At 35.1% G+C, this 25868-nt stretch carries 24 protein-coding genes and 1 tRNA gene; 15 read left to right on the top strand and 10 right to left on the bottom strand.

Annotated elements, in window-relative coordinates; all coding sequences use genetic code 11:
- Nucleotides 1-110 precede the first annotated feature (110 nt).
- Nucleotides 111-184: transfer RNA gene (locus tag P0Y62_12635), tRNA-Asn, on the top strand.
- A 102-nt stretch (nucleotides 185-286) separates the two neighbouring features.
- Here the strand turns inward: P0Y62_12635 and P0Y62_12640 are convergent.
- Entirely contained in the window at nucleotides 287-1354 is a 1068-nt protein-coding gene (locus P0Y62_12640) for an alpha/beta hydrolase (GenBank protein ID WEK68695.1), read from the bottom strand.
- Between the two features lie 340 nt (nucleotides 1355-1694).
- Between P0Y62_12640 and P0Y62_12645 the strand changes: the two genes are divergently transcribed.
- Together P0Y62_12645 and P0Y62_12650 are read left to right on the top strand one after the other, a co-directional pair.
- Nucleotides 1695-4223: a DUF5686 family protein gene (locus P0Y62_12645; protein WEK68696.1), complete on the top strand. Its 2529-nt coding sequence runs from the start codon at nucleotides 1695-1697 to the stop codon at nucleotides 4221-4223.
- A 126-nt stretch (nucleotides 4224-4349) separates the two neighbouring features.
- On the top strand, nucleotides 4350-5177 hold the full coding sequence (locus P0Y62_12650; protein ID WEK68697.1) for a T9SS type A sorting domain-containing protein: 828 nt from the start codon (nucleotides 4350-4352) through the stop codon (nucleotides 5175-5177).
- Between the two features lie 67 nt (nucleotides 5178-5244).
- On the opposite strand, the gene rpmA is transcribed toward P0Y62_12650, so the two are convergent.
- Nucleotides 5245-5502 (bottom strand): 50S ribosomal protein L27, encoded by a 258-nt coding sequence (gene rpmA / locus P0Y62_12655; GenBank protein ID WEK68698.1) that lies wholly within the window; start codon nucleotides 5500-5502, stop codon nucleotides 5245-5247.
- A 30-nt stretch (nucleotides 5503-5532) separates the two neighbouring features.
- Nucleotides 5533-5907: a 50S ribosomal protein L21 gene (gene rplU, locus P0Y62_12660; GenBank protein ID WEK68699.1), complete on the bottom strand. Its 375-nt coding sequence runs from the start codon at nucleotides 5905-5907 to the stop codon at nucleotides 5533-5535.
- A gap of 182 nt (nucleotides 5908-6089) precedes the next feature.
- Between rplU and P0Y62_12665 the strand changes: the two genes are divergently transcribed.
- From P0Y62_12665 to P0Y62_12690, 6 genes are all read left to right on the top strand, one after another.
- Nucleotides 6090-6977: a metalloprotease gene (locus tag P0Y62_12665; GenBank protein ID WEK68700.1), complete on the top strand. Its 888-nt coding sequence runs from the start codon at nucleotides 6090-6092 to the stop codon at nucleotides 6975-6977.
- 111 nt (nucleotides 6978-7088) lie between these two features.
- Nucleotides 7089-8186, top strand: a complete 1098-nt coding sequence (locus tag P0Y62_12670) for an acyltransferase family protein (GenBank protein WEK68701.1) — start codon at nucleotides 7089-7091, stop codon at nucleotides 8184-8186.
- 68 nt (nucleotides 8187-8254) lie between these two features.
- Nucleotides 8255-8836 (top strand): tRNA-(ms[2]io[6]A)-hydroxylase, encoded by a 582-nt coding sequence (locus P0Y62_12675; GenBank protein WEK68702.1) that lies wholly within the window; start codon nucleotides 8255-8257, stop codon nucleotides 8834-8836.
- A gap of 10 nt (nucleotides 8837-8846) precedes the next feature.
- On the top strand, nucleotides 8847-9464 hold the full coding sequence (locus P0Y62_12680) for a DUF502 domain-containing protein (GenBank protein WEK68703.1): 618 nt from the start codon (nucleotides 8847-8849) through the stop codon (nucleotides 9462-9464).
- Between the two features lie 197 nt (nucleotides 9465-9661).
- Nucleotides 9662-10747: an NAD(P)/FAD-dependent oxidoreductase gene (locus P0Y62_12685; protein WEK68704.1), complete on the top strand. Its 1086-nt coding sequence runs from the start codon at nucleotides 9662-9664 to the stop codon at nucleotides 10745-10747.
- 1 nt (nucleotide 10748) lies between these two features.
- Nucleotides 10749-11906, top strand: coding sequence for a pyridoxal phosphate-dependent aminotransferase (locus tag P0Y62_12690; GenBank protein WEK68705.1), 1158 nt, complete (start codon nucleotides 10749-10751; stop codon nucleotides 11904-11906).
- A 78-nt stretch (nucleotides 11907-11984) separates the two neighbouring features.
- Here P0Y62_12690 and P0Y62_12695 read toward each other — a convergent pair whose 3' ends face one another.
- A complete protein-coding gene (locus tag P0Y62_12695; GenBank protein WEK68706.1) occupies nucleotides 11985-13196 on the bottom strand; it encodes a PQQ-dependent sugar dehydrogenase in 1212 nt (403 codons plus the stop codon).
- Between the two features lie 110 nt (nucleotides 13197-13306).
- On the opposite strand from P0Y62_12695, the gene P0Y62_12700 reads away from it, so the two are divergent.
- The 3 genes from P0Y62_12700 to uvrB all read left to right on the top strand — a co-directional run bounded on the left by P0Y62_12700 (nucleotide 13307) and on the right by uvrB (nucleotide 17147).
- Nucleotides 13307-13678 carry a BlaI/MecI/CopY family transcriptional regulator gene (locus P0Y62_12700; protein WEK68707.1) on the top strand — a complete coding sequence of 124 codons (372 nt, stop codon included), beginning with the start codon at nucleotides 13307-13309 and terminating at the stop codon, nucleotides 13676-13678.
- Nucleotides 13679-13681: 3 nt separating this feature from the next.
- Nucleotides 13682-15091, top strand: coding sequence for a M56 family metallopeptidase (locus P0Y62_12705; GenBank protein WEK68708.1), 1410 nt, complete (start codon nucleotides 13682-13684; stop codon nucleotides 15089-15091).
- A 64-nt stretch (nucleotides 15092-15155) separates the two neighbouring features.
- On the top strand, nucleotides 15156-17147 hold the full coding sequence (gene uvrB / locus P0Y62_12710) for an excinuclease ABC subunit UvrB (protein ID WEK68709.1): 1992 nt from the start codon (nucleotides 15156-15158) through the stop codon (nucleotides 17145-17147).
- Nucleotides 17148-17202: 55 nt separating this feature from the next.
- Here uvrB and P0Y62_12715 read toward each other — a convergent pair whose 3' ends face one another.
- The 4 genes from P0Y62_12715 to P0Y62_12730 form a co-directional block, all read right to left on the bottom strand.
- Entirely contained in the window at nucleotides 17203-17457 is a 255-nt protein-coding gene (locus tag P0Y62_12715) for a DUF3820 family protein (protein WEK71806.1), read from the bottom strand.
- A gap of 11 nt (nucleotides 17458-17468) precedes the next feature.
- The gene (locus tag P0Y62_12720; GenBank protein ID WEK68710.1) at nucleotides 17469-18554 is read right to left on the bottom strand and encodes an AI-2E family transporter; all 1086 of its coding nucleotides are present in this window, start codon (nucleotides 18552-18554) and stop codon (nucleotides 17469-17471) included.
- A gap of 2 nt (nucleotides 18555-18556) precedes the next feature.
- The gene (locus P0Y62_12725; protein WEK68711.1) at nucleotides 18557-19294 is read right to left on the bottom strand and encodes a beta-carotene 15,15'-monooxygenase; all 738 of its coding nucleotides are present in this window, start codon (nucleotides 19292-19294) and stop codon (nucleotides 18557-18559) included.
- A 67-nt stretch (nucleotides 19295-19361) separates the two neighbouring features.
- Entirely contained in the window at nucleotides 19362-20084 is a 723-nt protein-coding gene (locus P0Y62_12730; protein WEK68712.1) for a hypothetical protein, read from the bottom strand.
- A gap of 47 nt (nucleotides 20085-20131) precedes the next feature.
- Between P0Y62_12730 and P0Y62_12735 the strand changes: the two genes are divergently transcribed.
- On the top strand, nucleotides 20132-21109 hold the full coding sequence (locus tag P0Y62_12735; protein ID WEK68713.1) for an aminodeoxychorismate synthase component I: 978 nt from the start codon (nucleotides 20132-20134) through the stop codon (nucleotides 21107-21109).
- Nucleotides 21093-21719, top strand: a complete 627-nt coding sequence (locus P0Y62_12740) for an aminotransferase class IV (protein WEK68714.1) — start codon at nucleotides 21093-21095, stop codon at nucleotides 21717-21719. Before P0Y62_12735 ends, P0Y62_12740 begins: the two co-directional genes overlap by 17 nt.
- 59 nt (nucleotides 21720-21778) lie before the next feature.
- Here the strand turns inward: P0Y62_12740 and menD are convergent, their stop codons facing one another.
- Nucleotides 21779-23449: a 2-succinyl-5-enolpyruvyl-6-hydroxy-3-cyclohexene-1-carboxylic-acid synthase gene (gene menD / locus P0Y62_12745; protein ID WEK68715.1), complete on the bottom strand. Its 1671-nt coding sequence runs from the start codon at nucleotides 23447-23449 to the stop codon at nucleotides 21779-21781.
- A gap of 84 nt (nucleotides 23450-23533) precedes the next feature.
- Here menD and P0Y62_12750 point away from each other — a divergent pair, with 84 nt between their 5' ends.
- Nucleotides 23534-24484 carry a 2-oxoglutarate and iron-dependent oxygenase domain-containing protein gene (locus tag P0Y62_12750; GenBank protein ID WEK68716.1) on the top strand — a complete coding sequence of 317 codons (951 nt, stop codon included), beginning with the start codon at nucleotides 23534-23536 and terminating at the stop codon, nucleotides 24482-24484.
- A gap of 49 nt (nucleotides 24485-24533) precedes the next feature.
- Here the strand turns inward: P0Y62_12750 and P0Y62_12755 are convergent, their stop codons facing one another.
- The gene (locus P0Y62_12755; protein WEK68717.1) at nucleotides 24534-25835 is read right to left on the bottom strand and encodes an HlyD family efflux transporter periplasmic adaptor subunit; all 1302 of its coding nucleotides are present in this window, start codon (nucleotides 25833-25835) and stop codon (nucleotides 24534-24536) included.
- Between the last annotated feature and the right edge of the window lie 33 nt (nucleotides 25836-25868).

Genomic DNA, 25868 nt, shown 5'->3' on the forward strand with positions numbered 1-25868 from the left:
ATAGCTCCTAAAACCCCATGAGCAAAGGAATTTTTTGAATATTTTTAAAATAAAAATTTGTATAATATTAATATTCCTATTATATTTGCACCACTAAAACAAAGGAACATTCCTCCTTAGCTCAGTTGGTTAGAGCATCTGACTGTTAATCAGAGGGTCGCTGGTTCGAGCCCAGCAGGAGGAGCAAAAAAAAGACTTACATTTCTGTAAGTCTTTTTTATTCACACTGTATTCAAAGAATTCAATTTCAGTTTGATTATTTTATGTCCGGAATTATGTATTCTTCCTAATCCGTTTTTATACTCCTGAATATTTTATATTGAGTATCTACGACCGACTGATTAAATCCGTGTGCCGCTTTAGGCAGTAAGAAATATTCTTTCTTAGGGGCTTTTAGGGCATCAAAATACTTTTTAGACATTTCTTTAGGAGTCAGAATATCTTCCTCACCTTGAATAAGGTAAACAGGAATTTTAAAATCTAAATTATCTTTCATCATGTCGACAGGAGCTCCCATCGATTGTACACCTAATTTCTGATCACCAACAAAATTGACAAACGAGTAATCATCACTGTCTTCTCTGTTTTTACTGTCCTTTTCATTGTCATACTCCGGAGCCAGAACAAACCAATTTCCCGGCGCAGGAGTAGAGTTTGCTTTTTCATATTTTTTGATTACTCTATAAAGCATTCCTGTATTTTTTGCAATGGAATAGGGAGGCTTGCCTATAGTGTTCAATATTTGCAAGGCATCATTATCTTTTCTTTCCTCCGCTATTTTGTAAAGTTTTGAATATCTTTCTATACTAAAATTAGGATTCACAATTTGAGAATGCCCTACATATGCATAAAAAAGTTCAGGTGCTTTGGTGGCTATTTTTACTCCAAGAGCAGATCCCCAAGATGTGCCGGAAAGAATAATTTTTTTCTTTCCAAGGTGTTGTAAAAGATATTGGGAAAGCACAATGCCATCACTAGTCATTTGCTCCAGGGTGAGCGGATTGTTTTTTAAATATTCCGGTGTCAACTCTTCAGGAGGATTATTGTGTCCGTATGTTCTTCCAGAACCGCGCTGGTCCCACTGAACAATGATAAAATCTTTTTCGAGATCTTTATACAAAACATCAATATAGGGAGTAATGGGACTTCCCGGCCCTCCGTGCAGAAACAAAATAACAGGCTTGGAAAGATTTCCGTTAATGGTTACCCATTGCTCAATACCATTGATAGGAACATATTGCTCTTCATGAATCTGACGGGTAGCAATTGTGTTATTTAGCTTATCTGTTGTTTGTGCAGAGGTCCAGAATGAAAGCAGCAATGAAAACAGGAAAATAGATAATTTAATGTTCATAAGTAATCACGGATATTAAGGTTTCATTTAAACGATTCAAATGTATGGATTTAATTAAAGAAAATGTCAGAATTGTTTTAATTTAAGCATCGATAAAGACTTGACTATTAATCAAATATATTGCTTCAGAGCCAGAAAGAGGAATAAATAGCTTAGAGAAATGCAGGTCTTTTATTTTTAAACTTTGTATTTTTCTTTCTCCAAAGAAACCCTCTTCCTACCACAATATTAGTAACGTTATTTTCGTTAACTTTGCAGTTTTACAAATTCAACCTCGAAACCATTTAAATACTTTGCAAAGCAGCACGGTTTTTGATTATGCTAAATGCTTGAGAAACAAATGATGTTAACTGATAATTTTAAATACCATTTTTCCTATTTTTTCATTATTCTTTTCGGCTTGATACAGGCTCAAAACACTGCCAACGGAAGAATTATTGATGAAAAAACCAATGCTCCTGTTACAGGAGTAGCTATATTCATAAACGACAGTAACACACCTTATACCACTACATCTTCTGCAAATTTCAGCATACAATCTGACACCATCATCTATAAGCTGAAATTTCAGAAAAAGAATTACGCTGTAGAAAGCATAAACATTAGTCCTGAAAGTTTTCAGGATTTGGTCATCAAGATGTCTGCAGAAAAAGTAAGCAATATTGAAGCGGTTGTGATCCACAATGAACGTCCAAAATTCAAAAATAAAAAAGAAAACCCCGCTTATGCCATTATGCAGAAAGTATGGGAAAGAAAACGAAACAACGGTCTAGACAAATTTGACACTTATACTTACAAAGAGTATGAAAAAATTCAGTTTGATGCCAATAATCTGGACAGCGCATTCATGAAGAGAAAAATCTTCAATAAGCTTGAATTCATTTTCGATTACAAAGATTCTACCGCAAGCGGAAAAATAGGACTTCCTGTTTTCCTGAATGAAGCCATCTATGAAAACTATGGGGAGAACAAACCTTCGAAAAGAACCAAAAGACTTTTAGTTGCCCAAAAAACTTCCGGATTTCAAGACAATCAAATTATTACTTTAACTGCGAAGAACCTGTATCGGGATATTAACATTTATGATAATAACTTAAATTATTTTGACATCGGATTTCCAAGTCCGGCAGGAGAAACAGGTTTTAGTACTTATGATTACAATTTAGTGGACACCATTTCCATTCGCGGAGAAAAAGCTTTTAAAATCCGTTATCAGCCTAAAAGAACTGAAGTTTTAGCATTTCAGGGATATCTTTATATTGACACGGATACTTATGCCGTTTTAGGGGCTATTCTGAAATCCACACAGAAAATCAACGTTAATTTCATTAATGGAATTTCAACAGAATTAGAATACGACAATCCGGATGAAAACACATTCTTACCCCGAAAATTCGTCACGGAAATCGAAATGACCCCTTTTTCCAAAAAGAAAACCTCAAAGAGTATCATTGCCAAAAGATCTGTTGATTATTCGGAATATCAATTCAACAAGCCTCTCGAAGACAAAGTATTCAAGAGAAAAGAAGAGGAATATGATGATAAATTTGTTGATAAAGATGATGCGTATTGGCTAAAAGCAAGACCTGATTCGTTATCCAAAAGCGAGCAAGGGATTTACGATATGCTTGACAAGCTTCAGCAGACTCCGAAATTTAACCGAATCGTAAAGCTGTATGAAACTTTAGGTTCAGGATATTATAATATCACTAAAGGAATAGATTTAGGCCCTATTTTCTCTATTTACGGAAAGAATGATATAGAAGGAGACAGAATCCGATTGGGAGCAAGAACCTATTTCACAAGAAATGACCCTTGGAGAATCCAGTTTTATACTGCTTATGGCTTCAAAGACCAACAAGTAAAATATGGTGCTGAAGCAAGATTCATGTTTAACAGAGTGAGCAGATTCACTATTGGAGCAGGAACAAGAAGAGACATTTTACAATTGGGAGTTCAACTGACCAATGACGACGGAATCATGGCAAGAACCTTTGCTTCTTCTACTCTTTTTGCGAGAGGAGAAAACGCATCATTAAGCTCCGTAAATCAGACAAATGTATTCACCTCTATCGAGCCTTGGAAAAACTTCCAAATTAGATTGGACGGAACGATGCAAAGTATTAAATCCGCCAATCCTGCAGGATTCGATTTAATGTATTATAAAGACGGAAATCTAAGACAAACAACCAATGACTCACACATCACGCTAAGCTTAATCGCAAGACCCGGAGCGAAATTCTCCCAGACAGGAATCGACAGATATGAACACGGAACATTAGCTCCAACAATTGTGTTAAAATACACAAGAGGTATTGAAGGACTATTCGGTTCAGATTTTAATTATAATAAATTACAGTTTTTGTTCTACAAACCCGTCTTAATAGGAAGCTGGGGTAAATTATTACTGAATTTTGAAGCTGGTAAAAACTTCGATACCGTTCCTTTAGCTTTACAGAATGTAATTCCTGGAAACCAATCTTACAGTTTAGCGCAGAATACTTTTGGCCAGCTGAATTATTATGAATTTGTTGCAGACACCTACACAACGCTTCATCTAGAGCATCATTTTAACGGAAAGATCCTTTCTTATATTCCTCTGATCAAGAAATTGAAATTAAGAGAAATTGCATTCCTGAGAGCAGCTTACGGAACTTTAAGTGATGCATCCAAAGCGATCAATGTTTCAGGATTTAAATATTCAGCTCCAAGCGAACATATTTATTATGAATACGGAGTAGGAATTGAGAATATCGGTTTTGGAAACCTTAGAATTTTCAGAGTAGATTTTAACTGGAGAGGAAATTATCTTGACAGACCTAATATTTCTACATTTGGGGTTAAAGCAGGCTTCCAGGTAGGATTTTAACAAAATACACCAATCATCCTTAATCCAAGAATAATTTTCAAAAAAAAGTAAAAAATTCATTTTTTCTATCATCATTTGTTTCAATTCAATGAAAATTCATAAATTAGAACAAATAAAATATTGATTATGAACAAATTACTTTACTCCTTAATTTTTACCGCTGCGCTTACCAGTGCACAAGTGACCAGCTATCCCTGGACAGAAACCTTTGAAGATTCTTCTCCGACGTCCTCCCAATGGACCTGTCAGTATATTGCAGGAACCAACACTTCTGTACCGAGTGGTCTTTTTTGGGCAATACAAACCACAACAAGCGTCGGATACTATGGAGCAACAGGAGCATATCAAGGCTCTAAAATGGCCGTATTTGATACCAGATCACACACAAGAGATGCTATAGCAAGATTTATCAGCCCGGTAATGAACCTATCTTCAGTCGCTAATCCCACTTTAGATTTCTACTACAGAAATATGCTTTGGGGAACCGACCAGAACATCTTAAATATTTACTATCGGACTTCAGCTACCGGATCCTGGACGCAAATAACTTCGTTTAACTCCAACATTTCTTCCTGGACGAATTCCGGATCTGTTGCCCTCCCCAACCCTTCATCCACATACCAGATTGCTTTAGAAGGTGTTGCAAAATACGGCTACAGTCTGGATGTTGATAATTTAAAAGTAAGTGCAGGCAACCTGGCAGTTTCTGAAGTAAACAAAATGCCTTTAGAATTAAAAATTTCACCTAATCCCACAAGCGATATCTTAAACATCAACTCCAAAGAAGAAATTACAGGTATAAAAATCTATGACACATCCGGAAAGCTTGTGAAAACAGAGAGTAATTACTCTAAGAACCAGATTTCAGTCCATCAATTAAAATCCGGAATCTACTTCATAACCGTACAGTATTCCGATGGAACCATTAGCACTTCCAAGTTTATAAAAAAATAAACATATTTTATAAATAAAAAAATCCTCAACAAATTGTTGAGGATTTTATTTTTATGAAACGCTTAAATTATGCGTTTGCTTCTACAGATACAAAAGATCTGTTGTTTGCTTTCTTAGTGAAAACTACTTTACCGTCTACTAAAGCGAACAAAGTATGGTCTTTACCGATCCCTACGTTTGCACCTGGGTGGTGTTGAGTACCTCTTTGTCTAACAATAATATTTCCAGCAATAGCTTCCTGACCTCCGAAAATCTTTACACCTAATCTTTTAGAGTGAGATTCTCTACCGTTTTTGGAACTACCAACTCCTTTCTTATGTGCCATTTTATTTTAAGGTTTTGTGTGGTTTAACAATTATTCTGCGCTAACCTCCTCAGTCTTAGGAGCTTTTTTAGCTTTCGTTTCTTTCTTAGCTCCGTCAAATCCTGTAATACCAGTGATTTTGATCTGAGTTAATGACTGTCTGTGACCATTTTTCACTTTGTAACCTTTTCTTCTTTTCTTTTTGAAAACGATTACTTTATCAGCTTTTACATGATCAAGGATCTCTGCTTCTACAGTGATTCCGCTTACAGCTGGGGCGCCTACTGTGATTGCTCCGTTTACAGTAAGAAGTACTTTATCGAAAGATACTTTACCTCCTTTGTCTCCTGCTAAACGGTTCACAAACAACTTTTGGTCTTGCTCAACTTTGTATTGAAGCCCTGCTATTTCTACAATTGCAAACATTGTTTATAAATTTTTAGTTATTTCGAGGTGCAAATATAAGAAATATTTTCTAATTCGCTCAAATTCAATCCAATCTTTTTTTGAATAATTTTTTAACTATGTTTTGAATAATTTTTCACAATAAAGTGATAATATTTTCCGTTTAAATTAATAACTTCGTTTACACCAAAATATTTATATATATGAAAAAAAACTTCCATTTCCCAATAGTATTGGGAGCAATTGCTGCACTCTCATTATCAGCATGTAACGACGACACTCTGGAAACTCCTGTTCAACAGGAACAGCAAGCAGAAAACTTAAAGATCGACCAACCGAACGAACTGGAAAAAGTCTGTTATTATGTAGACCAATACTGGAGTTCGTCTGCAGTTCTCACAACAACATTGCCCAATTCCGCAGACACTAATTTTATGAATTCTCAGATGACCACAATTGCTGGCATGTGGGGAAGAACCGCTCCGACATTGAGATTTGTAAATGACCCTTCCAATCCGAATTCAACATACAATGCAATTTCCTATTCCACAGGAAAGATTTATTACGGCTATGCCATTTATGCGGATGCAAAAAACAAAGGCGGAAATATTGTTAACGCAATGATTCTGGCCCACGAATATGGTCATCAATTGCAGTACATATTCGGATTGCCTTCAGTAAGTGAGTCTACTGCAAGACCAAATGAACTGGAAGCCGATGGCTTTGCCGGATATTATCTAAGAAGACCCAACGGCTACAATCAAACCAGTTTTGCACAAATTGCAGCGGCTTACGAATTTGCACAAAGCATCGGAGATTATCAAACCACAAGTGCAGGACATCACGGAACGCCACCACAAAGAAGATCTGCGGTTCGTTTGGGATTCTTGCTGGGCCAGTATGATCTTACCGCTTCGGCTTTTGATTATAACTTCTTTTATTATTATCAGGGCGTTTTGAACGGAACGTATAAAATGGCAAAAAATTCCCAATATCCGGAGCTTGATAATTATATGAAGCAATATCTGGAAGAGTTGAAACAAATTCAGAATGGAGAAATTTCTGCAGAAGAATTTAAAAATTTAAAATAAATATCCTTTTGAAATATCTCTTTCTTAAGAGGCAGGCATTATTCCTGTCTCTTTTTCTTTGTCAAAAAAATTCGTAAAGTTTATTTACTTTTGAACTCAGATTAAATCATCATGAACAGAGACCTTTATATAGATTTCGCAAAAGGATTGGCGACACTTTCCATTATCTTTATTCATACCGCATTTTGGTCCGGCCAGTTTTATATAGCTCCGGAAGTGAGAGTTTTCTCATTGGTTTTTGATGTCGCCTTATTTTATGCTTTAAGCGGAATTACCTCAGGTTCAAACATAGAAAAAACATTTTACAGACTTTTAAAATTACAGATCACTTATATGATCTTTGTAACGCTACTTTTCTTTTTAGATTATCTTTTTAAAGTTTTCGGACTTGCTTTTTTCTCTCTCGAATGGTTGCAAAACTTCTACTCCACTTTCGGGTCAAAATATGCTGCAATAGATATTTCGGCACAACCACAATGGCAGAATCTAGGAAACTGGTACCTTCACCAATACACCAATGCAGATACATTTCCTGTCGTGATGGGAAGTTTCTGGTATCTTAAAGTCTATTTTATATTAAGTGTTTTTGGTGTATTAATTTTAAAATTTTTCCCGAAACACATCAATTGGTTCATCGGACTATGCATTGCACTAACATTAATTTTCAATGTTTTCCCCGACTATTATCCTTCAGGACAGGTAGGATATGTTGCATTTTATATGACTGTCTTTCTGGTGGCTCATCAAATGAAAGGTAAAAAAATCCCGACTAAATTAATTCCGGTATTGTATGGTTTGGTTGCGTTAGCTTTAATTTGGCTGTTTTCTTATTACGGAAAAGACGTTTTCTATAAAATCAATAAAAATAAGTTCCCTCCTACAATTATCTATATTATCTGGACTTTATTTTCTCTTACCACACTATTTGTTTTTTACAACAGACTTAAAATTTCTAAAGAAAGCTTCGTCACCTACATCGGTAAAAATGCAATCTTCTTTTATTTTGCCCAGGGAATAAGTTCATCTTTAGTTTATTTCTTAGTCGTTCCGTTAAAAGAAAATATGCCGTGGTGGATTTTAATGGTTCTTATTTATATGGTGAATGCCATTTTAGCATTCATTATTGCGGCCGGATTAAAGAAATTTGATAGTTTCGGATGGAAAATTCTGGAATTTCTTAGAAAGAAAACTGCCATTCCATCTTCCTAACAGTCAATTTGAAATAAAATAATATTCTTATTGCAAATTATTTTAATTTTACAAAAATTTTTTAAGTCATGTTTAAGCTGAAACTTCCTACCGATCCAAGGTGGGCAAATATTGCAGAAGGAAACCTTCAGGAAATTTTAACCGACCATGCGTGGTGTGAGCAAAAAGCTGCCACCAATGCTATCGGGCTTATTACCATGCTTCCGGAATATCCGGAAATTGTGACTGAACTTTTGGCCATTGCTCAGGAAGAATTAGAGCATTTCAATCAGGTTCATGAGATCATCAAAAAACGTGGCTATACTTTCGGACGTACCAGAAAAGATGACTATGTCAATGAGCTTGTCAATTTCATTCAGAAAGGCGGTAACAGAGATGATCTGATTGTTGATAAAATGCTTTTCGCCGCGATGATTGAAGCAAGAAGCTGTGAAAGATTTAAAGTGTTAACAGAAAACATCAAAGACGAAGAACTGAAAACGTTCTACAGAGATTTAATGATTTCAGAAGCTAATCATTATACCACATTTATCGGATTTGCAAGGCAGCTTGGAGATCCTGAAAAAGTAAATCAACGCTGGGAGGAATGGCTGGAATATGAAGCCAAAATCATCCAGTCATACGGAAACAAAGAAAGCATCCACGGATAAAAAATAAATTTTGAAAAAACCGACTTTTGAAAATCTTATGAGCTATTTCCTGAAGAATTTTTTTCAGGGATTGCTTATTATCGGACCTATCGGTCTTACGGTTTTTGTTATCTGGTATATTGTCACTTCCATAGATAATATCATTCCTTCGATTTCTAAAGAAGCCCCGGGAATCGTTTTTATTTCCTTATTGCTGAGTACTGCATTGCTCGGCTACTTGGGAAACAAATTTGTGGTAGGAAGATTTTTTGTAGATGCGATAGACCGGCTTTTGGAAAAAACACCTGGGATAAAACATATTTACTCGCCGACCAAAGACGTGATGTCTTCGTTTGTAGGGGACACCAAAAAATTCAACGATCCTGTTTGGGTAAAAACCAACGAAAATCCTGAAATATGGAGAATCGGTTTTTTAACACAGAAAGAAATGGCAGATGTAGACAAACACAACTATGTTGCCGTTTATCTCCCTCATTCCTATGCAATTTCCGGCTGGGTGATTGTAACTGAAGAAAAAAATATAAAACCTGTAGTAGGTATGACTGCAGCTTCTGCCATGAAATTTGCAGTAAGCGGTGGTGTTGCGGGATTCCATTCTGACGATAATGTTTTTAAGGCTCCGGAATAACCTTCTTAAAATAATATAACCCGTAACTATTACGCGGTTTCTTTTGATATTACATTCAATAAAGGAAACATTTCTAGCATCGACTAAAAGAAATAAGCTGTGGGATTTAAATATTGATTACAGTTTATATAATTTTATCGATTCATACCATTACAGATTTTACAAATAAAACTAACAATACGATTTAAATTAAAAGGATGAGCAAAGTTGCAATCATAGGAGCCGGAGTTTCCGGATTGAGTATGGCCAATTATTTAGAGAAGAATAATATTGACTATCATATCTATGAAAGAAGAACCCCAAATGATCTGAAAGGACACGGATTTATTCTTCCAAAAGAAGGAATAGAGCACCTCTCAAGTATAATTAATATTGACGATCTTTATAAAAAAGGAAGTTTCCTTAAAAAATACCTTCATTACAGCCAAGACGGAGAAATCATTTCAGAAAAAGAACTTGATGATGTATTTGTGGTTTCCAGAAGTGCATTGATCGAAATCCTGGCTAAAGGCATTCCCTCAGAAAAGATTTCTTACAATACAACAGTTGCCTTAAATGGATTTTCAAATGGAAAAGCAGACATCACCCTTGACGAAAATATTCCATTAGAAACGGATATTGTAGTCGCTTCCGACGGATCAAGAAGCAGAATCAGAAGAACCATTTTCGAGCACGAAACAATGAAAGCCGTTCTTGAAAATGAAGTCGTAAACATTATTGAAAACGAAGAATTAGCCAGCCAGATTGAAAGTAACTTCCTGAAATTCCACCATGAAAACGGAGGACTTACTTTCGGTGTCCTAAAGCTTTCGCCTTCAAAAATCCTTTGGTATTGCCAGTTTGATATCAGTAAATTCTTTATTAATGAAGATTATACTCCGGATTGTATTAAACAGTTCATGCAGGATCATTTCGGAGACTGGAATCCTTTAATTTCATCTATTATTGAAGGCTCAAGCTATGAAAATGCCCACATCTGGAGAGTCTATGAATTGGAAGAACTGAATCCTTTCTATCATGAAAACGTAGTCTTCATTGGGGATTCCGCACATCCGCTTATTCCTTTCACAAGCCAGGGAGTAACTTCTGCACTGAAAGATTCTTACACATTGACTCAGCTTCTACTGAAAGGAGAAAATCTTAAGGAAACATTCCAAAAGTATGAAGAAGAAAGAAGACCGGAAATTGATATTCATATCAAAAACGGAAGAGCCCTGCTGAATCAATTCCTTTTGCCTTTAAGCGAACAACCTAAAAATACATTACCCATTTCATATAAATAATATGTTTACAAATAACGATATTAATTTCGAAGCCCTGAAAAGAAAAGCCTACAACGGAAGATGGGCAACATTGGAAGACGGAATCATTCCTCTTACTGCAGCAGATCCGGATTTCAGAATGTCAAAGGAAATCGAAAACGGGATTATTGAATACATTAAAGACGGATATCTTAGCTATGGCCCTTTTTCAGGAATTCCTGAGTTTAAAAAAAGCGTTGCAGAACATTTTAATACCGGAAAAAACGGAAGCTTTACTCCTGAAAATGTTTTAGCGGTAAACAGTGCGGCAATGGGAATGTTCATGGTAGCCAAATATGTTCTAAATCCGGGAGATGAAGCCATTATTTTCGATCCGGTTGATTTCCTGTTCAAAAAAACGGTCGACGCCGTTGGCGGAAATATTAAACTATGTGCGGTTGATTCTAAAACAGGCGACATTGATTTTGAAATGCTGGTTTCTCTAATTGGTCCGAAAACCAAACTTATCAGCATTTGTAATCCACATAATCCTGTGGGAAGAGTGTATTCCAAGGAGGTTTTAAAGAAAATTTCTGAAATTGCTGCAGCTCATGATCTTTGGGTAATGAGTGACGAAATCTGGAGTGACATTGTTTATGATAAAAAAGAGTTCAATACATACTCTTCGGTTTCTGAAGAGGCCAAAAAGAAAAGCTTTACGGTTTTTGGATTTTCAAAATCTTTCGGAATTGCAGGGTTAAGAATTGGAGCTATATTATGTAATGACCAGGATCTTCTGGATGATTTTACAGAAAAATCAAACTTCAACTCAACCATCGAAGGAGTTTCTACCTTATCACAAATTGCAGCCAGTGTAGCCATCGATAAAGCAAAGCCTTGGTTCAATGATTTTCTGACACACTTACAGCACAACAGAGATCTCGCACACAACATGTTAAGCAATTCGGGAATTTTAACGCCTAATTTCCCAGAGGCAACCTTCGTGATTTTCCCTAAGATTGAAAACGGAATGTCAAGTGAGGCTTTTGCGCAGCATGTTTTACAGCAAGGAAGGGTAGCTATTGTTCCCGGTTCCGAAAGATGGTTTGGAAAAGGAGCTGAAGGACACGTTAGAATCTGTTTTTCAACTTCTCAGGAAATCCTGACGGAAGGGTTGAATAGACTGATTAATAGTTTTTAAATATATTCTCCCACAGATCTCACAAATTGCACAGATTTAAGCCTTTGCAATTTGTGAGATCTGTGGGAGTTTTTATTATTATTTTTTCGAAATTTTATATAATTTCCCGCTGTCGGTTACTGCATATAGATTTCCATCCATTCCATTCAACACATCACGGAATCTTTCTTTCTGATCTAAAAGCAATCGCTCTTCACCGACCACTTTATTATTTTTCATCACGATTCTGTTGATATGTTCCCCACTTAGACAGCCGATGAATAAATTATTTTTCCACTCATCAATATTCCCCGTATAAAAAGCAACTCCACTGGGTGAAACTACAGGATCCCAATAATAAACAGGCTGTTCCGTTCCTGCTTTCTGGGTCGTTCCTCCGTTTATTTTTTCACCGGAGTATTCAATTCCATAGGTAACATCACCCCATCCATAATTTTTCCCAGACTGAATTAAATTAATTTCGTCACCACCTCTAGGTCCCATTTCCACATCCCAAAGATTTCCGTTGGCATCTATCGCTAAACCCTGCGGATTTCTAATCCCATACGCATAGATTTCAGGTTTATAGCCAGCTTTACCAATGAACGGATTTCCAGGCGCAGGTTTACCGTCTTTCGTTATTTTTAAGATTTTCCCCAAATAATTATCCGTTTTTTGAGCATACACTCTCGTTTGTTTATCTGAGCGTTCTCCTGTACTTACAAACAGGTTTTCATCTTTATCAAAAACCAGTCTACTTCCGTAATGTTTGTCGCCATCGTATGAAGGTTCCGCTCGGAAAATCACCTGGACTCCTGAAATAGTTTTGAAATCCTGAGATAAAATACCTTTCGCAACAGAAGTCAAATTTCCTTTTCCAAAAGGTTCCGAAAAACTAAAGTAAATAGTATTATTTGATTTGAAATCCGGATCAAGAGCAACATCCAGCATTCCACCCTGCCCTTTTAAATCTACCTTTGGAAAACCTTCAATTTTTGAAATTTGTTTTCCGTCCGCAGAAACTACATTCATATAGCCTGTTTTTTCGGTAATCAAAAATCTACCATCCGGTAAATTGATAATCCCCCACGGTCTACCTAAACCTTTAGTTAAAACCTCCACCTGATATGGAGTATTAGTTTTTACAGCTTTTATTCTTGTCTGTCCTTTAAAAGCAGGTTTATAAGAGGTATTGGGTTCAAGGGTTTCAGCGCTTTCGTCAGAATGTGTCTGCTGAGCGGTCGTCTTTTTACATGAGGAGAAAAAAATGACAACACAAAGGATTCCTGAAAGACAATTGTAGATTTTCATAATTGATATTTAAGAGGTTACAATAATGAGTGGAAAAATAATGCCATAAAAATTTGCCTAATTAATTTTTAATTCTACATTTGTAGAAACAAATATCAAAACGTAGAAACATGAAAGAAATAAAACTTACAGGTTCTGAAAAAATACTCATGGAAATCTTATGGGAAAAAGAAAAGGTTTTTATGAAAGACATTTTAGAATCCTATCCTGAACCCAAACCAGCTCCTACAACAGTTGCTACGCTACTGAAAAGAATGCAGAATAAAGATTTGGTAGGCTTTACTTTGTATGGTAACTCCCGTGAATATTATCCGAAGGTTGCAAAAGGAGAATACTTCAAAGAGGAAATGACATCTATGATTGACCGTTTTTTTAACAGCTCCGTTGCACAGTTTGCTTCGTTCTTTACATCCAATTCAAAACTGACACAGAAAGAGCTTAAAGAGCTTCGAGATATAATAGACCAACAGATAAAAGAGTAAAAAATGGAAACTACTATTTTAAAAATCATTATTTGTTCAGGAATTCTGCTGGGTTTTTACTATCTGTTTCTGGCTAAAGAAAGAACTTTTGTTTTCAATCGTTTTTTCCTGATTTTTGCCCTTGTATTTTCTTATGCAGTTCCTTTTATAATCATACCAACACAGCAAAAGGCACCTGAAGAAAAAATACTTTTTGGAGACGAAAAAATTCTGCAAACAGTTTCATATTCACAAATTCCTGTTTCAGAACAAACATTTGATTATGCATCCTTAATTCTCCCGGTTTACCTTTTAATATCAGGAATTTTACTTTGCAAGCTTCTGTTTTCAATTTATAAAATCAAAAGCCTTAAAGGAAGTAAAGTTATCTATAGAAACAGGGCAATTAAAGTCCTTGAAAACAATATACCTCCCTTTAGTTTTATGAATACTATTTATATTTCTAAAGACTATTTTAAAGACGGTAACATTGAAAACAACATTTTTCTTCACGAAGAAATTCATGTAAAGCAAAAACATACTGCAGATGTTTTATTTACAGAGATTCTTAAAATTTTACTATGGTTCAATCCATTTGTTTATTTCTATAAAAAGGCAATGGTTACCAACCACGAATTTATTGCGGATGAACAGGTAATTTACAACAATAAAAACATCAGAAATTATCAGGAGCTTATCCTAAAAGAAATTCTTAAACAACAGGATTTGAACCTGATTCACCAATTTAATTTTAACAACACCAAAAAACGATTTATTATGATGACAAGTAAAAATTCAAAATTTGCAAAAGCAAAAAAGTATCTCACAATTCCAGCATTTACTGCTTTGACATTAATTTTTGCAGAAAAGGCTTATGCTAATAATATGCCCGAAACAGAAAACAAGAATTCAAATTCATTGCAAAGTGCTTACAATACGACAAAATCTTACCATGCTCAGAAAGATCCAGATTTTAAAGTACAGCAAGAAGGACTTCCCAATGACTTGAAGACAGATACTACTCCTAAAAAGACAAAAGTAACTGCAAAACTCCAGGAAATTAAAAACACAAATGGTGATAATACTGTAACAGATTTAGCCATCGCGCCTCCTACAGCTCCTATTGAAAATTTCGTGCAGGCAGAATTTCCGGGAGGCAATCATGAACTGAGAAAGCAATTTGGCAATGCCTTTAACTCCTCAGTTTTCGGAAAAGATGAAAGGGGTAATATGAAAGCGGATATCTATGTCTCGATAGATGAAAATGGCAAAACCACAAATATAAAAGCAGACGGAAACACATCAACTCTCAACAATGAGGCTGTTCGCACGATGAAAGAAGTTGTCAGCAATAAAACATGGAAGCCTGCGACAGAGAATGGGAATCCTATTCCATCAACTTTTAGGTTACCCATTTCATTTAACATACAATAAATACAAATGACGATTAAAAACCGTTCTGAAGTTTCAGAACGGTTTTATTTTGTAATTTTGTTAGATGCAATTCAAACTTCAGTCAGAATATCAGCCAACCGGAGATCAGCCCAAAGCGATCGAAAAACTTACCCATGGAATAGAAATCGGTGAGAAATATCAAACATTGCTAGGAGTAACCGGATCCGGGAAAACGTTTACCATTGCCAATGTTGTGAACAATGTTCAAAGGCCAACCTTGGTTTTGGCGCATAATAAAACTTTGGCGGCTCAGCTTTTTATGGAGTTCAAAGAATTTTTCCCTGAAAATGCTGTCGAATATTTTGTAAGTTATTACGATTATTATCAGCCTGAAGCCTATATTGCCAGCTCCGGAACTTATATTGAAAAAGATTTAAGTATTAATGAAGAAGTAGAAAAACTTCGTCTCTCTGCAACCGCGAGTTTACTTTCCGGAAGAAGAGACGTTTTGATTGTTGCTTCAGTTTCCTGTATTTATGGTATCGGAAACCCGAATGAATTTCATAAATCACTCATTTCTCTTGAATTGGGGGAGAAAACAACCAGAACCGCTTTACTCCACTCATTGGTTAGTGCATTATATGCGAGAACCTTAAATGAATTTCAAAGAGGAACATTTCGCGTAAAAGGAGATGTGATTGATGTTTTCCCTGCTTATGCAGACAACGCTATCAGAATTCAGTTTTTTGGGGATGAGATTGAAAAGATTCAGAGCTTTGATCCTGTTTCAGGGAATGTAACATCCAATTTTGAACAGATCCAAATTTATCCTGCCAATTTATTCGTGACTTCTAAGGAAACATTGAACGGAGCAATTCGCGATATTCAAGACGATCTGGTAAAGCAGGTTGATTTCTTTAATTCTGTTGAAAAACCTCTGGAAGCCAAAAGATTACAGGAAAGAACCGAACTTGATTTAGAAATGATTAAAGAGCTAGGTTATTGCTCAGGAATTGAAAATTATTCAAGATATCTGGATGGAAGAGAGCCAGGAACAAGACCTTTCTGCCTGATTGATTATTTCCCGAAGGATTTCTTAATGGTGATTGACGAGAGCCATGTTACCGTTCCACAGGTTCACGCGATGTACGGAGGCGACCGAAGCAGAAAAGAATCTTTGGTGGAATATGGTTTCAGACTTCCGGCTGCAATGGATAACCGACCATTAAAATTCCAGGAGTTTGAAGGTATGCAAAATCAGGTTATCTATGTTTCTGCAACACCTGCTGATTATGAGCTTGAAAAAACGGGAGGAGAATATATTGAGCAGATTATCCGACCAACCGGACTTTTAGACCCTATTATCGAAGTAAGACCTTCCTTAAACCAAATTGATGATTTAATGGAGGAAATCCAGAAAAGAGCAGATGCTGATGAAAGAGTTTTAGTGACTACTTTAACGAAGAAAATGGCAGAAGAGCTCACTAAATATTTTACAAAATTCGGAATAAGAACAAGATATATTCATTCTGATGTAGAAACTCTGGAACGTATCCAGATCATGCAAGATTTACGTCTTGGAGTTTTTGATGTTCTGATTGGTGTCAACTTATTGAGAGAAGGGTTGGATTTACCTGAAGTTTCTTTGGTTGCTATTCTGGATGCGGATAAAGAAGGAATGCTGCGAAGCAGAAGATCAATGATTCAAACAGTTGGTCGTGCCGCAAGAAATATTAATGGTAAAGCCATTATGTATGCCGATAAAATCACAAAATCAATGCAGGCAACGCTCGATGAGACGGAATATCGTCGTGCAAAACAAATACAATATAACGAAGAACACGGAAAAGTTCCTGAGGCCCTTAATAAAAAAATCTCTGACAATTTAGTAGGCCGAAGCAAAGATTTCCCTGATGAAAAATATACACAAAAGGAAATTCTGCAAAAAGTTGCAGAAACGAAGGCCTCTTATACTTCTGAAGACGTAGAAAAAATCATTACTCAGAAGCAGAAAGAAATGGAAACCGCAGCAAAAAACCTTGATTTTATAAAAGCTGCTAAACTGAGAGATGAAATTGCCGCTTTGAGAGATTAGAAAAACTTAATTTAAAGATTTCGGCGGCATCTTCGATGCCGCCGAAACTTATTTTTTAAAACTTAAATGTTTTTGGCTTTACCTTATCATAGTTTACAGTTCCTCCTCGAAGAGGAATTAAAAGATCCATCAAACCGTTGAGTTTAATTTCATAAATCGTTGAGAGCTGCATACCTAGTTTTCCTTTTGGCATTCCTTTACGATAAAACCATTCGAGATAACTTATCGGCAAATCTGCTAAAATTGTCCCTTCGTATTTCCCGAAAGGCATTTTAACAACACAAATTTCTTTTAATATTTCAGGGTTTATTCCTTCCACTTTTATACTATTATATCAATTTTATTATCTGTTTCTTCCTCATCACCCGGAAGTTTAAGTTCCGGCGTACTTTCTTCAGAAAATTCATCTCTGTATACCTGGATTAAAAGAAGCGTTAAAGAGATCAGAATCGGTCCAAAAATAAGGCCCATAAAGCCAAATAGGTTCATTCCCATGATAATGCCGAAAACGGTATTTAAAGGATGAATATCTTCTAGTTTTTTTAACAACGTAAATCGCAATAGATTATCAGTCAATCCTACAATGACAAGACAATAAATAGCTAATCCGATTCCTTGTCCCGTATTTCCTTCTGCAATCATAAAAATACAGATCGGAACATATACAATTGCTGCACCTACAATCGGGATCATGGACGCCGCTGCAGTGAGAGCAAAAAGCAGAACAGGACTTGGCGCACCAAAAATAAAGTATCCTACCAAACCTACTAATCCTTGTCCCATTGCAACAACCGGAATTCCGATAGCATTTGCGATAATCAGTTTTCGCATCTTCTCTCCAATCAACGATACATTTGCTCTTTTAAGAGGAGCCGAAGAAGATATTATTCTTTCAAAAAACCTGGGTCTTTCCAGCATAAAGTAAAGAATAAAATACATCGACATAATCACTGTAAGCGTATTGAAAGTACCGCTCAACGCTTTGGTTGAGAACTGTCCTACATTACTTTTCAGTTTATCCATGTTTTCTTTGCTTAAAATATCAAATCCTACTTTTGAATAAATATAGGAGTGTATTTTTTCCAGAAACACATTAAACTTATCCATATAAGCCTGTGCATTTCCCAATTTTTCGATCAAAAGATCGCCAATAAAATAAATAGGCAGAATGAGGATTATTAAACTAGCAAGCATTAACACCAAAGAAGCAAGCCAGGGTTTCCATTTTTTCTCCTCCTGAAGGTAGAAATTATACTTTCGGCAAACGACATAAATGGTAATCGCGCCCAATACAGAAGGAATAAAAAGAGCAAGATTAAAGCAAATTAATCCCGCTAAAATTAGAATGATTGCAAGTAAGGCAACCTGCTTTATGGCAATACTGCTTATCTGTTTATCTTTATTCATTATTATTTATTATACGTTATCTGCCTTGGTTTTCCCAAATAAGCACAGTAAGCGGAATACATTACAGTCGTCATGAATGCACCCGTTAAAAGCACTCCAATACAACATGCCAAAAGACCACAAAAGCTTAATATGAGTCCTAAAAGTGAAACTACAAAGAACGTTCCGTAATTGTCTTTTGCAATATTATATGCTTTTCCCATTGCATCTAATGCCGAAGCATTTTCAAAAAGTAGAATAGGATATCCCAACAAGAAGAAAGGGAAAACCAAAAAGAACGGAATTCCGCACATAGCCAATGCAATTCTTAGTACAACATGGGTAATTAAACTATAAATAAGAATATTCACAAAGTTTTGCCTGTAGCCTATAAAAAGGTCTGAAAATTCTATGGTCGCTTTATTGTTATACTTATTGGTCATATAAATCAATCCCACATATATCGGAGACAACAGGGCCCCTAAAACTCCGGAAAAAGAATAATACAGGGAAAATCCAGGTGAATAATGATACCTGTAATTGGAAAAATCTCCGTTGGAGTCTCTGATATTCTCTCCAAAACTCCAAAGATTAAATCCTACAATAGATTCCAGAATTGAGTCTGCAATCACATAGATGATCATACTTACAATTGCATATAGAAAAATACCTTTATACATTTCGAAAGCATGAGAAATAATAGATCCGGTATCACGATTAGGTACAGAGCCTTGCTGGTCAAATTCGTTAAATTCAGACATGGTTAATATTTTATGGTTTATCAAATTTAATTTTTTTTGATAAAACAAAGGCTAAGTATCTGAAAATTTAACTTTTATCCGAAAAAACAGCTTTATAAAGGGAATAGATCATGGCATTCCAAAACGGAAAAGTAAATAATCCTCCGATAAAAAATACGGCAAAACCAACATATTTGAATAGAAAAGCAACAATAACACATACAAAAATTTCTATGAAATACATTTTCAAAGCTTTCCAATTCAAAGCTATACTTTCAAAAATAGTCTTGTTTTGAAAAAACATTAATGGTGCTGCAAACAATGTAATCATCACCCAAATTACAGTTAAAATAATTGTTGGCGCTGTAAACCTGAAGACGCAATACCAAAAGATATAAAATGAAACATATTTAAAAAAATTAAGCCCACTATATCCTACAAACAAATCTCCCAATTCCGGCTTTTCGTTAAGATCTATTTTTCTGTAAATTTGGTAAAATCCAATATTTAAAGGGTATAAAAAAATCGAAGTCCCCATCATCCACAAATAAAAACTTTGGTAGTTTTCTGTTGCAATCACTTTATTAAACTCTTCCATATATATCTTCATTCCTTGCTGCATATACTTCGAAACTTCATTCATTTGACTTATAATTTCATATTTTGTATTACATATAAAAAATACCGTCATAAAGATTCCAAAGTACATAATGGAAAACATCAGCTGAAAAACCAATGTCTTATTCCAATAGAAAAAAACCTGCTTCAAAATAAAATCAATTCCCGGTTTCTGTGGATATTTGTTCTGCATCAAAAAATTTTTGTGCAAAAGTAAACATCAATAATTACTTTTGTCGAATGTTTTCAATGAATCATCAAAAATTTATGGAAATGGACGAACTTTCCCTCCAGAAAGTTCCTTATTTCTTCATCATCGATTTTCTTGGCGAAAATGTAGAAATCTTTAAAGAAGATGATATTAAAAAATCAGGATTACTTATTGATTTTCAAAACTTTTCAAACACAGAAAGTCCTTCAGAGCTTAATAAAAAAGTGGAATGGAAATCTTTTCCGGAAACTCAGGAAAACTTTGAAAAGGGATTTAATGAAGTTCAGAAAAATATTCGTTTCGGAAACTCGTATCTCGTTAATTATACCCGAAAAACCAAAATTGAAACGAATTTAACACTTAAAGAAATTTTTTATCATTCCACTGCAAAATACAAGGTTTTTTATAAAGATTTTTTTGTATTTTTTTCTCCTGAAACTTTTGTAAAGATTATTGATGGAAAAATTCTGACCTATCCTATGAAAGGAACGATTGATGCTTCTTTGGATAATGCGGCAGAAATCCTGAAAAATGATAAAAAAGAAAAAGCAGAACATTACACTGTAGTGGATTTGCTTAGAAATGATCTGAGCATGGTTGCAGACGATGTGAAAGTGGATAAATTCCAATATATTGATTTTATAAAAACACAACAAAAAGATTTATTTGCCATGAGCTCTGAAATTTCAGGATCTATAAAGCCTGAATTTAATGGAAAGATAGGCAGCATTATGAAAACACTCCTTCCTGCCGGTTCTATTTTAGGTGCTCCCAAACCCAAAACTTTAGAAATTATTCTTAATGCGGAAGGATATGAAAGAGGATATTACACTGGAGTTTGCGGATGGTTTGATGGAAAAAACCTTGACAGCTGTGTAATGATACGTTTTATTGAAAAAGAAGGTGAAAATCTTTATTTCAAAAGCGGAGGCGGAATAACGCATATGAGTAAATTAGAAGACGAATATCAGGAAATGAAAAACAAAATATATGTCCCAATTCATTGAGAGCATTAAAGTAGAAGATCAGAAAATTTTTCTTCTGGAATTTCATCAAAAACGGATCAATCAGACCTTTTCACATTTTGGAAAAGAAGGCTCTATTGATCTGAAAAAAATATATGATCATCTTGAACATGATGAAGATGGCCTTTTTAAGCTTAGATTGGTGTATGATCTCGATAAAAAGATACGTACACAGATGATTCCTTATGCTATTCCTGAAATTGCAGATTTTCAGCTGGTGGAAAATAACAGCTATGATTATTCCTTTAAGTTTGAAGACCGAAAGGAGTTGGAAAAGATGAAAATGAAAGCTAAAGCTGAAGAGATCATCATCGTAAAAAATAACCATATTACGGACACTTCTTTCTCTAACATTCTGTTTTTAAAAGGAAAAGACTGGTTTACTCCTTCTACATATCTTCTGAACGGTGTACAAAGACAGAATTTACTAAAACATAAAAAGATAAAAGAGACCGAAATTACTTTGCAAAACATCAAACAGTTTTCACATTTCCAGCTGATTAATGCCCTGAATGACTTTGATGATATGTTTGTGTATCCTATCGACAGAATTATCAATCTTCCCGACAATGAAGAATACTTAGATATTTAAAATAAAAAAGCTTCCAAAATTTAATTTTGGAAGCTTTTTATATTTAGATAGTCTTATCCTTATTTCATAAAATCAAAATAAGCTTTTAGAATGTCTGCACTGTTTTTTCCGGACGTATTGACTTCCAGAATTTTTGGTTGTGTATCCGCTTTGAAGAAATTCTCCATTACTCTGTCAAGCGTAAGTTCATCTTCAACTTTAATATAAGAAAAACCAAAATGTTTGGCTAAATACTCTGCATTCTTATGATGTTTGGTAGCAATAAATTCATCTAATGTATTGGGATTTGCATTTCCAGGTCCGGGAATAATTTTAAAGATATTTCCTTCTCCATTATTAAAAATAATCACCCTTACAAATGGAGGAATATATTGATTCCAAAGACCATTGATATCATAGAAGAAACTCAGATCTCCGGTAATCAGCAAAGTAGGATTGGCATTTTTTATCGCAAATCCCATTGCTGTAGAGGTAGATCCATCAATTCCGCTGGTCCCTCTGTTGCAATAAATTTTACTCTTCCCGAAATCAAACAGCTGTGCGTATCTTATGGCCGAACTGTTGCTGAAATGAATATTGTAATTCTCGGGAATTGTTTGAGAAGCTTTATTAAAGAAATAGAAGTCCGAGAAATCAATCTTATTCAGGAAAGACTCATGTTTAGCATCTTTCTTATCTCTTAAAACATCCCAAAGGTTATAATACGGCCTGGGTTCAAGACTCACAAACTTTAAAAGCTTGGCAAAGAAAACTTCGGGTTTTACTTCAATTTTCTCTGTTAAAGAAAAATAAGTATCTGGCTGCCACACCTCATCCAAATGCCAATGTTGTTTTGGATGTGCTTTTCTTAAAAATTGTTTTACTTTTTTGGATACAACATTCTGACCTACTGTAATCAATAAGTCCGGAGCGTATGTTTTATAATCTTCCTCAGTAAAATTAAAAATATAACGGTCAATATGTTTAAAGAATTTTTCGTGATGCAGATTAGAATTCGCCTCACTCAATACCACTACAGAATGATTTTTAACCAATTGTGTAAGCTGGTTTTCTAGTTCCGGGCTGTAATCTTTTGTTCCAACCAAAAGCATAATCCTTTGGGAAGTATTCCATTCTGCAATCAAATTGGAGGGAATCTCATACTCTTTATGCTTAATTGTCTTTTCCACCGTTGGAAAAGCAGGAAGTTCAGAAACCAGCTCATATAATGGTTCTTCCAAAGGAATATTAATGTGAACCGGTCCTTGTTTTTCAAAACAAAGCTCAATAGCTTTTTTAATCGTTTCAAAATTAAGATCTTCTGCATTTTCTTTACCGTCTTCCAAAAGCTGGAAATCTCCGTATGAATGCTGATGAAAAATATTGTTCTGTCTGATGGTTTGTCCATCAAAAAGATCTACAAAATCCGTCGGTCGGTCTGCTGTTAAAATCAATAATGGGATATTCTGATAAAAAGCTTCTGTAATGGCAGGATAATAATTGGCTGCAGCAGAACCGCTTGTACAGGTAATCGCAACCGGTTTTTTCTCACTCTTTGCCATTCCCATTCCTACAAAAGCTGCACTTCTTTCATCTACAATACTGTAACAATGGAAATTATCCATTTCTGAAAAATGAATCGCCAAAGGAGCATTTCTGGACCCCGGCGAGATAACAATATCTGAAATTCCGTACTGTTGAAGAAGGTGTGCGAGTATCTGTATACTCCTCTTAGAAGAATATTTTTTCATACTACAAATTTAACTTATAAATACTGATTTTAAAATCATTTAATTTAAAAAAAATGTAATTTAGCAGTTCGTAAATTTCTAAAAATGGATAAAATACCTAGTGTAGACCTGCGTGATTTCCTTTCGGGTGAACCGGAACGCAAACAGAAATTTGTAAATGAAATCGGAAAAGCTTATGAAGAAATCGGATTTGTTGCCTTAAAAGGGCACTTCTTAGATGATAAGCTTGTAAGTGAATTGTATGGAGAGGTTAAAAACTTTTTTGAACTTCCAACGGAAACGAAACAGAAGTATGAAATTCCGGGAATTGGTGGACAAAGAGGTTATGTAGGATTCGGAAAAGAAACCGCTAAAGGTTTCAAAAAAGGAGACTTGAAAGAATTTTGGCATTTCGGACAGTATGTGTCTGATGATTCAAAATATAAAAGTGAGTACCCTGACAATGTAATCGTTGAAGAACTTCCAAAATTCAACGAAGTAGGTAAGGAAGCTTACCAAATGCTTGAAAAAACAGGACAGTATGTTCTGAGAGCACTTGCTCTGTATCTTGGTTTGGATGAATTTTATTTTGATAATAAAATTGCAGAAGGAAATTCAATTTTAAGACCTATTCATTACCCTCCAATCACAGAAGAACCGAATGATGCAGTAAGAGCTGCCGCACACGGAGATATCAACTTGATTACTCTTTTGATGGGTTCTCAGGGGAAAGGTCTTCAGGTTCAAAATCACAATGGAGAATGGATTGATGCGATTGCAGAACCGGACGAATTGATGATCAACGTTGGAGATATGCTTTCCAGACATACCAACAATAAACTGAAGTCAACTATTCACAGAGTGGTAAACCCACCAAGAGAATTATGGAGAACTTCAAGATATTCAATCCCATTCTTTATGCACCCGGTAAGCGAAATGTCTTTAAATGCTCTTGAAAACTGTGTGGACGAAAACAACCCTAAATTGTATGAAGACACAACTGCAGGAGAATTTTTACACGAAAGATTAATCGAGTTAGGATTAATAAAGAAATAAAAACAAACAAAAAGGGCTTATTAAAAAGCCCTTTTATTTTTATACTTATCTAACTTTGATATCCTAATAACTTCCTAAGCTGATAAAAAATTCTTTCAATTAGTCGTAGATCTTTCGTTACGATTTCAGCATTACCTCTCAATTCTTTATCAAATTTCAAGGTTTTATTATATGAAGTTTTTAGGCCCTTGGAAAGAACAACATCAACATAATAACTTCCCTGAGCGTCCGGAATAAGTGAAATATTCTGAACCTTACCCTCAATAATACCGAATTCCTGATAAGGATAATTGTCCAGTTTTATTAAGACCTTTTCTCCGGTTATAATTTTTCCGGAATTTATTGTTGGCACAGACATTCTTCCGACTAAAGCTTCTTTTTCATCAGGTAAAATGGATACAATAGGATCTCCAACTTTTACAAACTGATTCGCACCAAAAAACTGCTGAAAACTTGCCACACCATTCGTTGAAGAGACAATAAGATAGGTTTGCTCCCATTGCTTTAAGGATTTCCTAAGCTGCTCAAACAATTGTAAAGTCTGAGATGAATAACTTATTTTATCTTTTTCCGTATTAATAGCCGTTCCGCTTTTCGTTTTATTCAGATTAGAAATACTTTCTTCCATTTGAGAGATGGAAATATTGATATTCTCTAAATTTTGCTGTGCCTGAAGATATTTTATTTTTTCATTTTCCAATTCCACAGCCGCAATAACTCCCTGATTAAAAAGCTTTTGGGACCTTTCATAATTTTTCTTCGTAAGGGTATATTTCAACGCTTCAAGCTCTTTCTGTTGTTTTAAAGTAGAGATTCTGCTTCTAGATTCTGTAATACTTTGATTAGCCGCTAAATTTTCAGGAGCATAGGGCTGAAGTCTGGTAAATAAATTCTCATCCTGAAGAGCTTTTGCAAAATTATTGTACTCTCCCTGAAGTTCTCCTAATTTAAAATAAGAGCTTTCATGCACCGGAAAAGATGATAAATGATTTGAAGCAATGGTATCTACAATTTTTTTAAGCTTTAGGATATCCTCATAATTTGCCGCAGATTGTAAAACCATAAGAACATCACCGGATTTAACTTTCTGATGATCTTTAATAAATATTTTTTCAATTTTTGAACTGCTTCTTGCTTCAATTTTCTCCGGAGGATTTTTAGAAGTCACTACAATTGGAGCCGGAACAAATTCCGGATATTTAATGATGTAGCTCATCATCAATATCATTACCAATATGATGAGAAAAATAGTGTTTCCCCATCGGATCATCCAGTGAGGAGGTTCTGTAAGAATATCCTGAACACTTTCTGAGCGCAGTTCTATATTGTCTAAAACGTCTTTTTCTGGCATCTTTATCATAAATTAAATCCCCATAAATGGGGA

It is taken from the genome of Candidatus Chryseobacterium colombiense (genome assembly GCA_029203185.1).
Lineage (GTDB): Bacteria > Bacteroidota > Bacteroidia > Flavobacteriales > Weeksellaceae > Chryseobacterium > Chryseobacterium colombiense.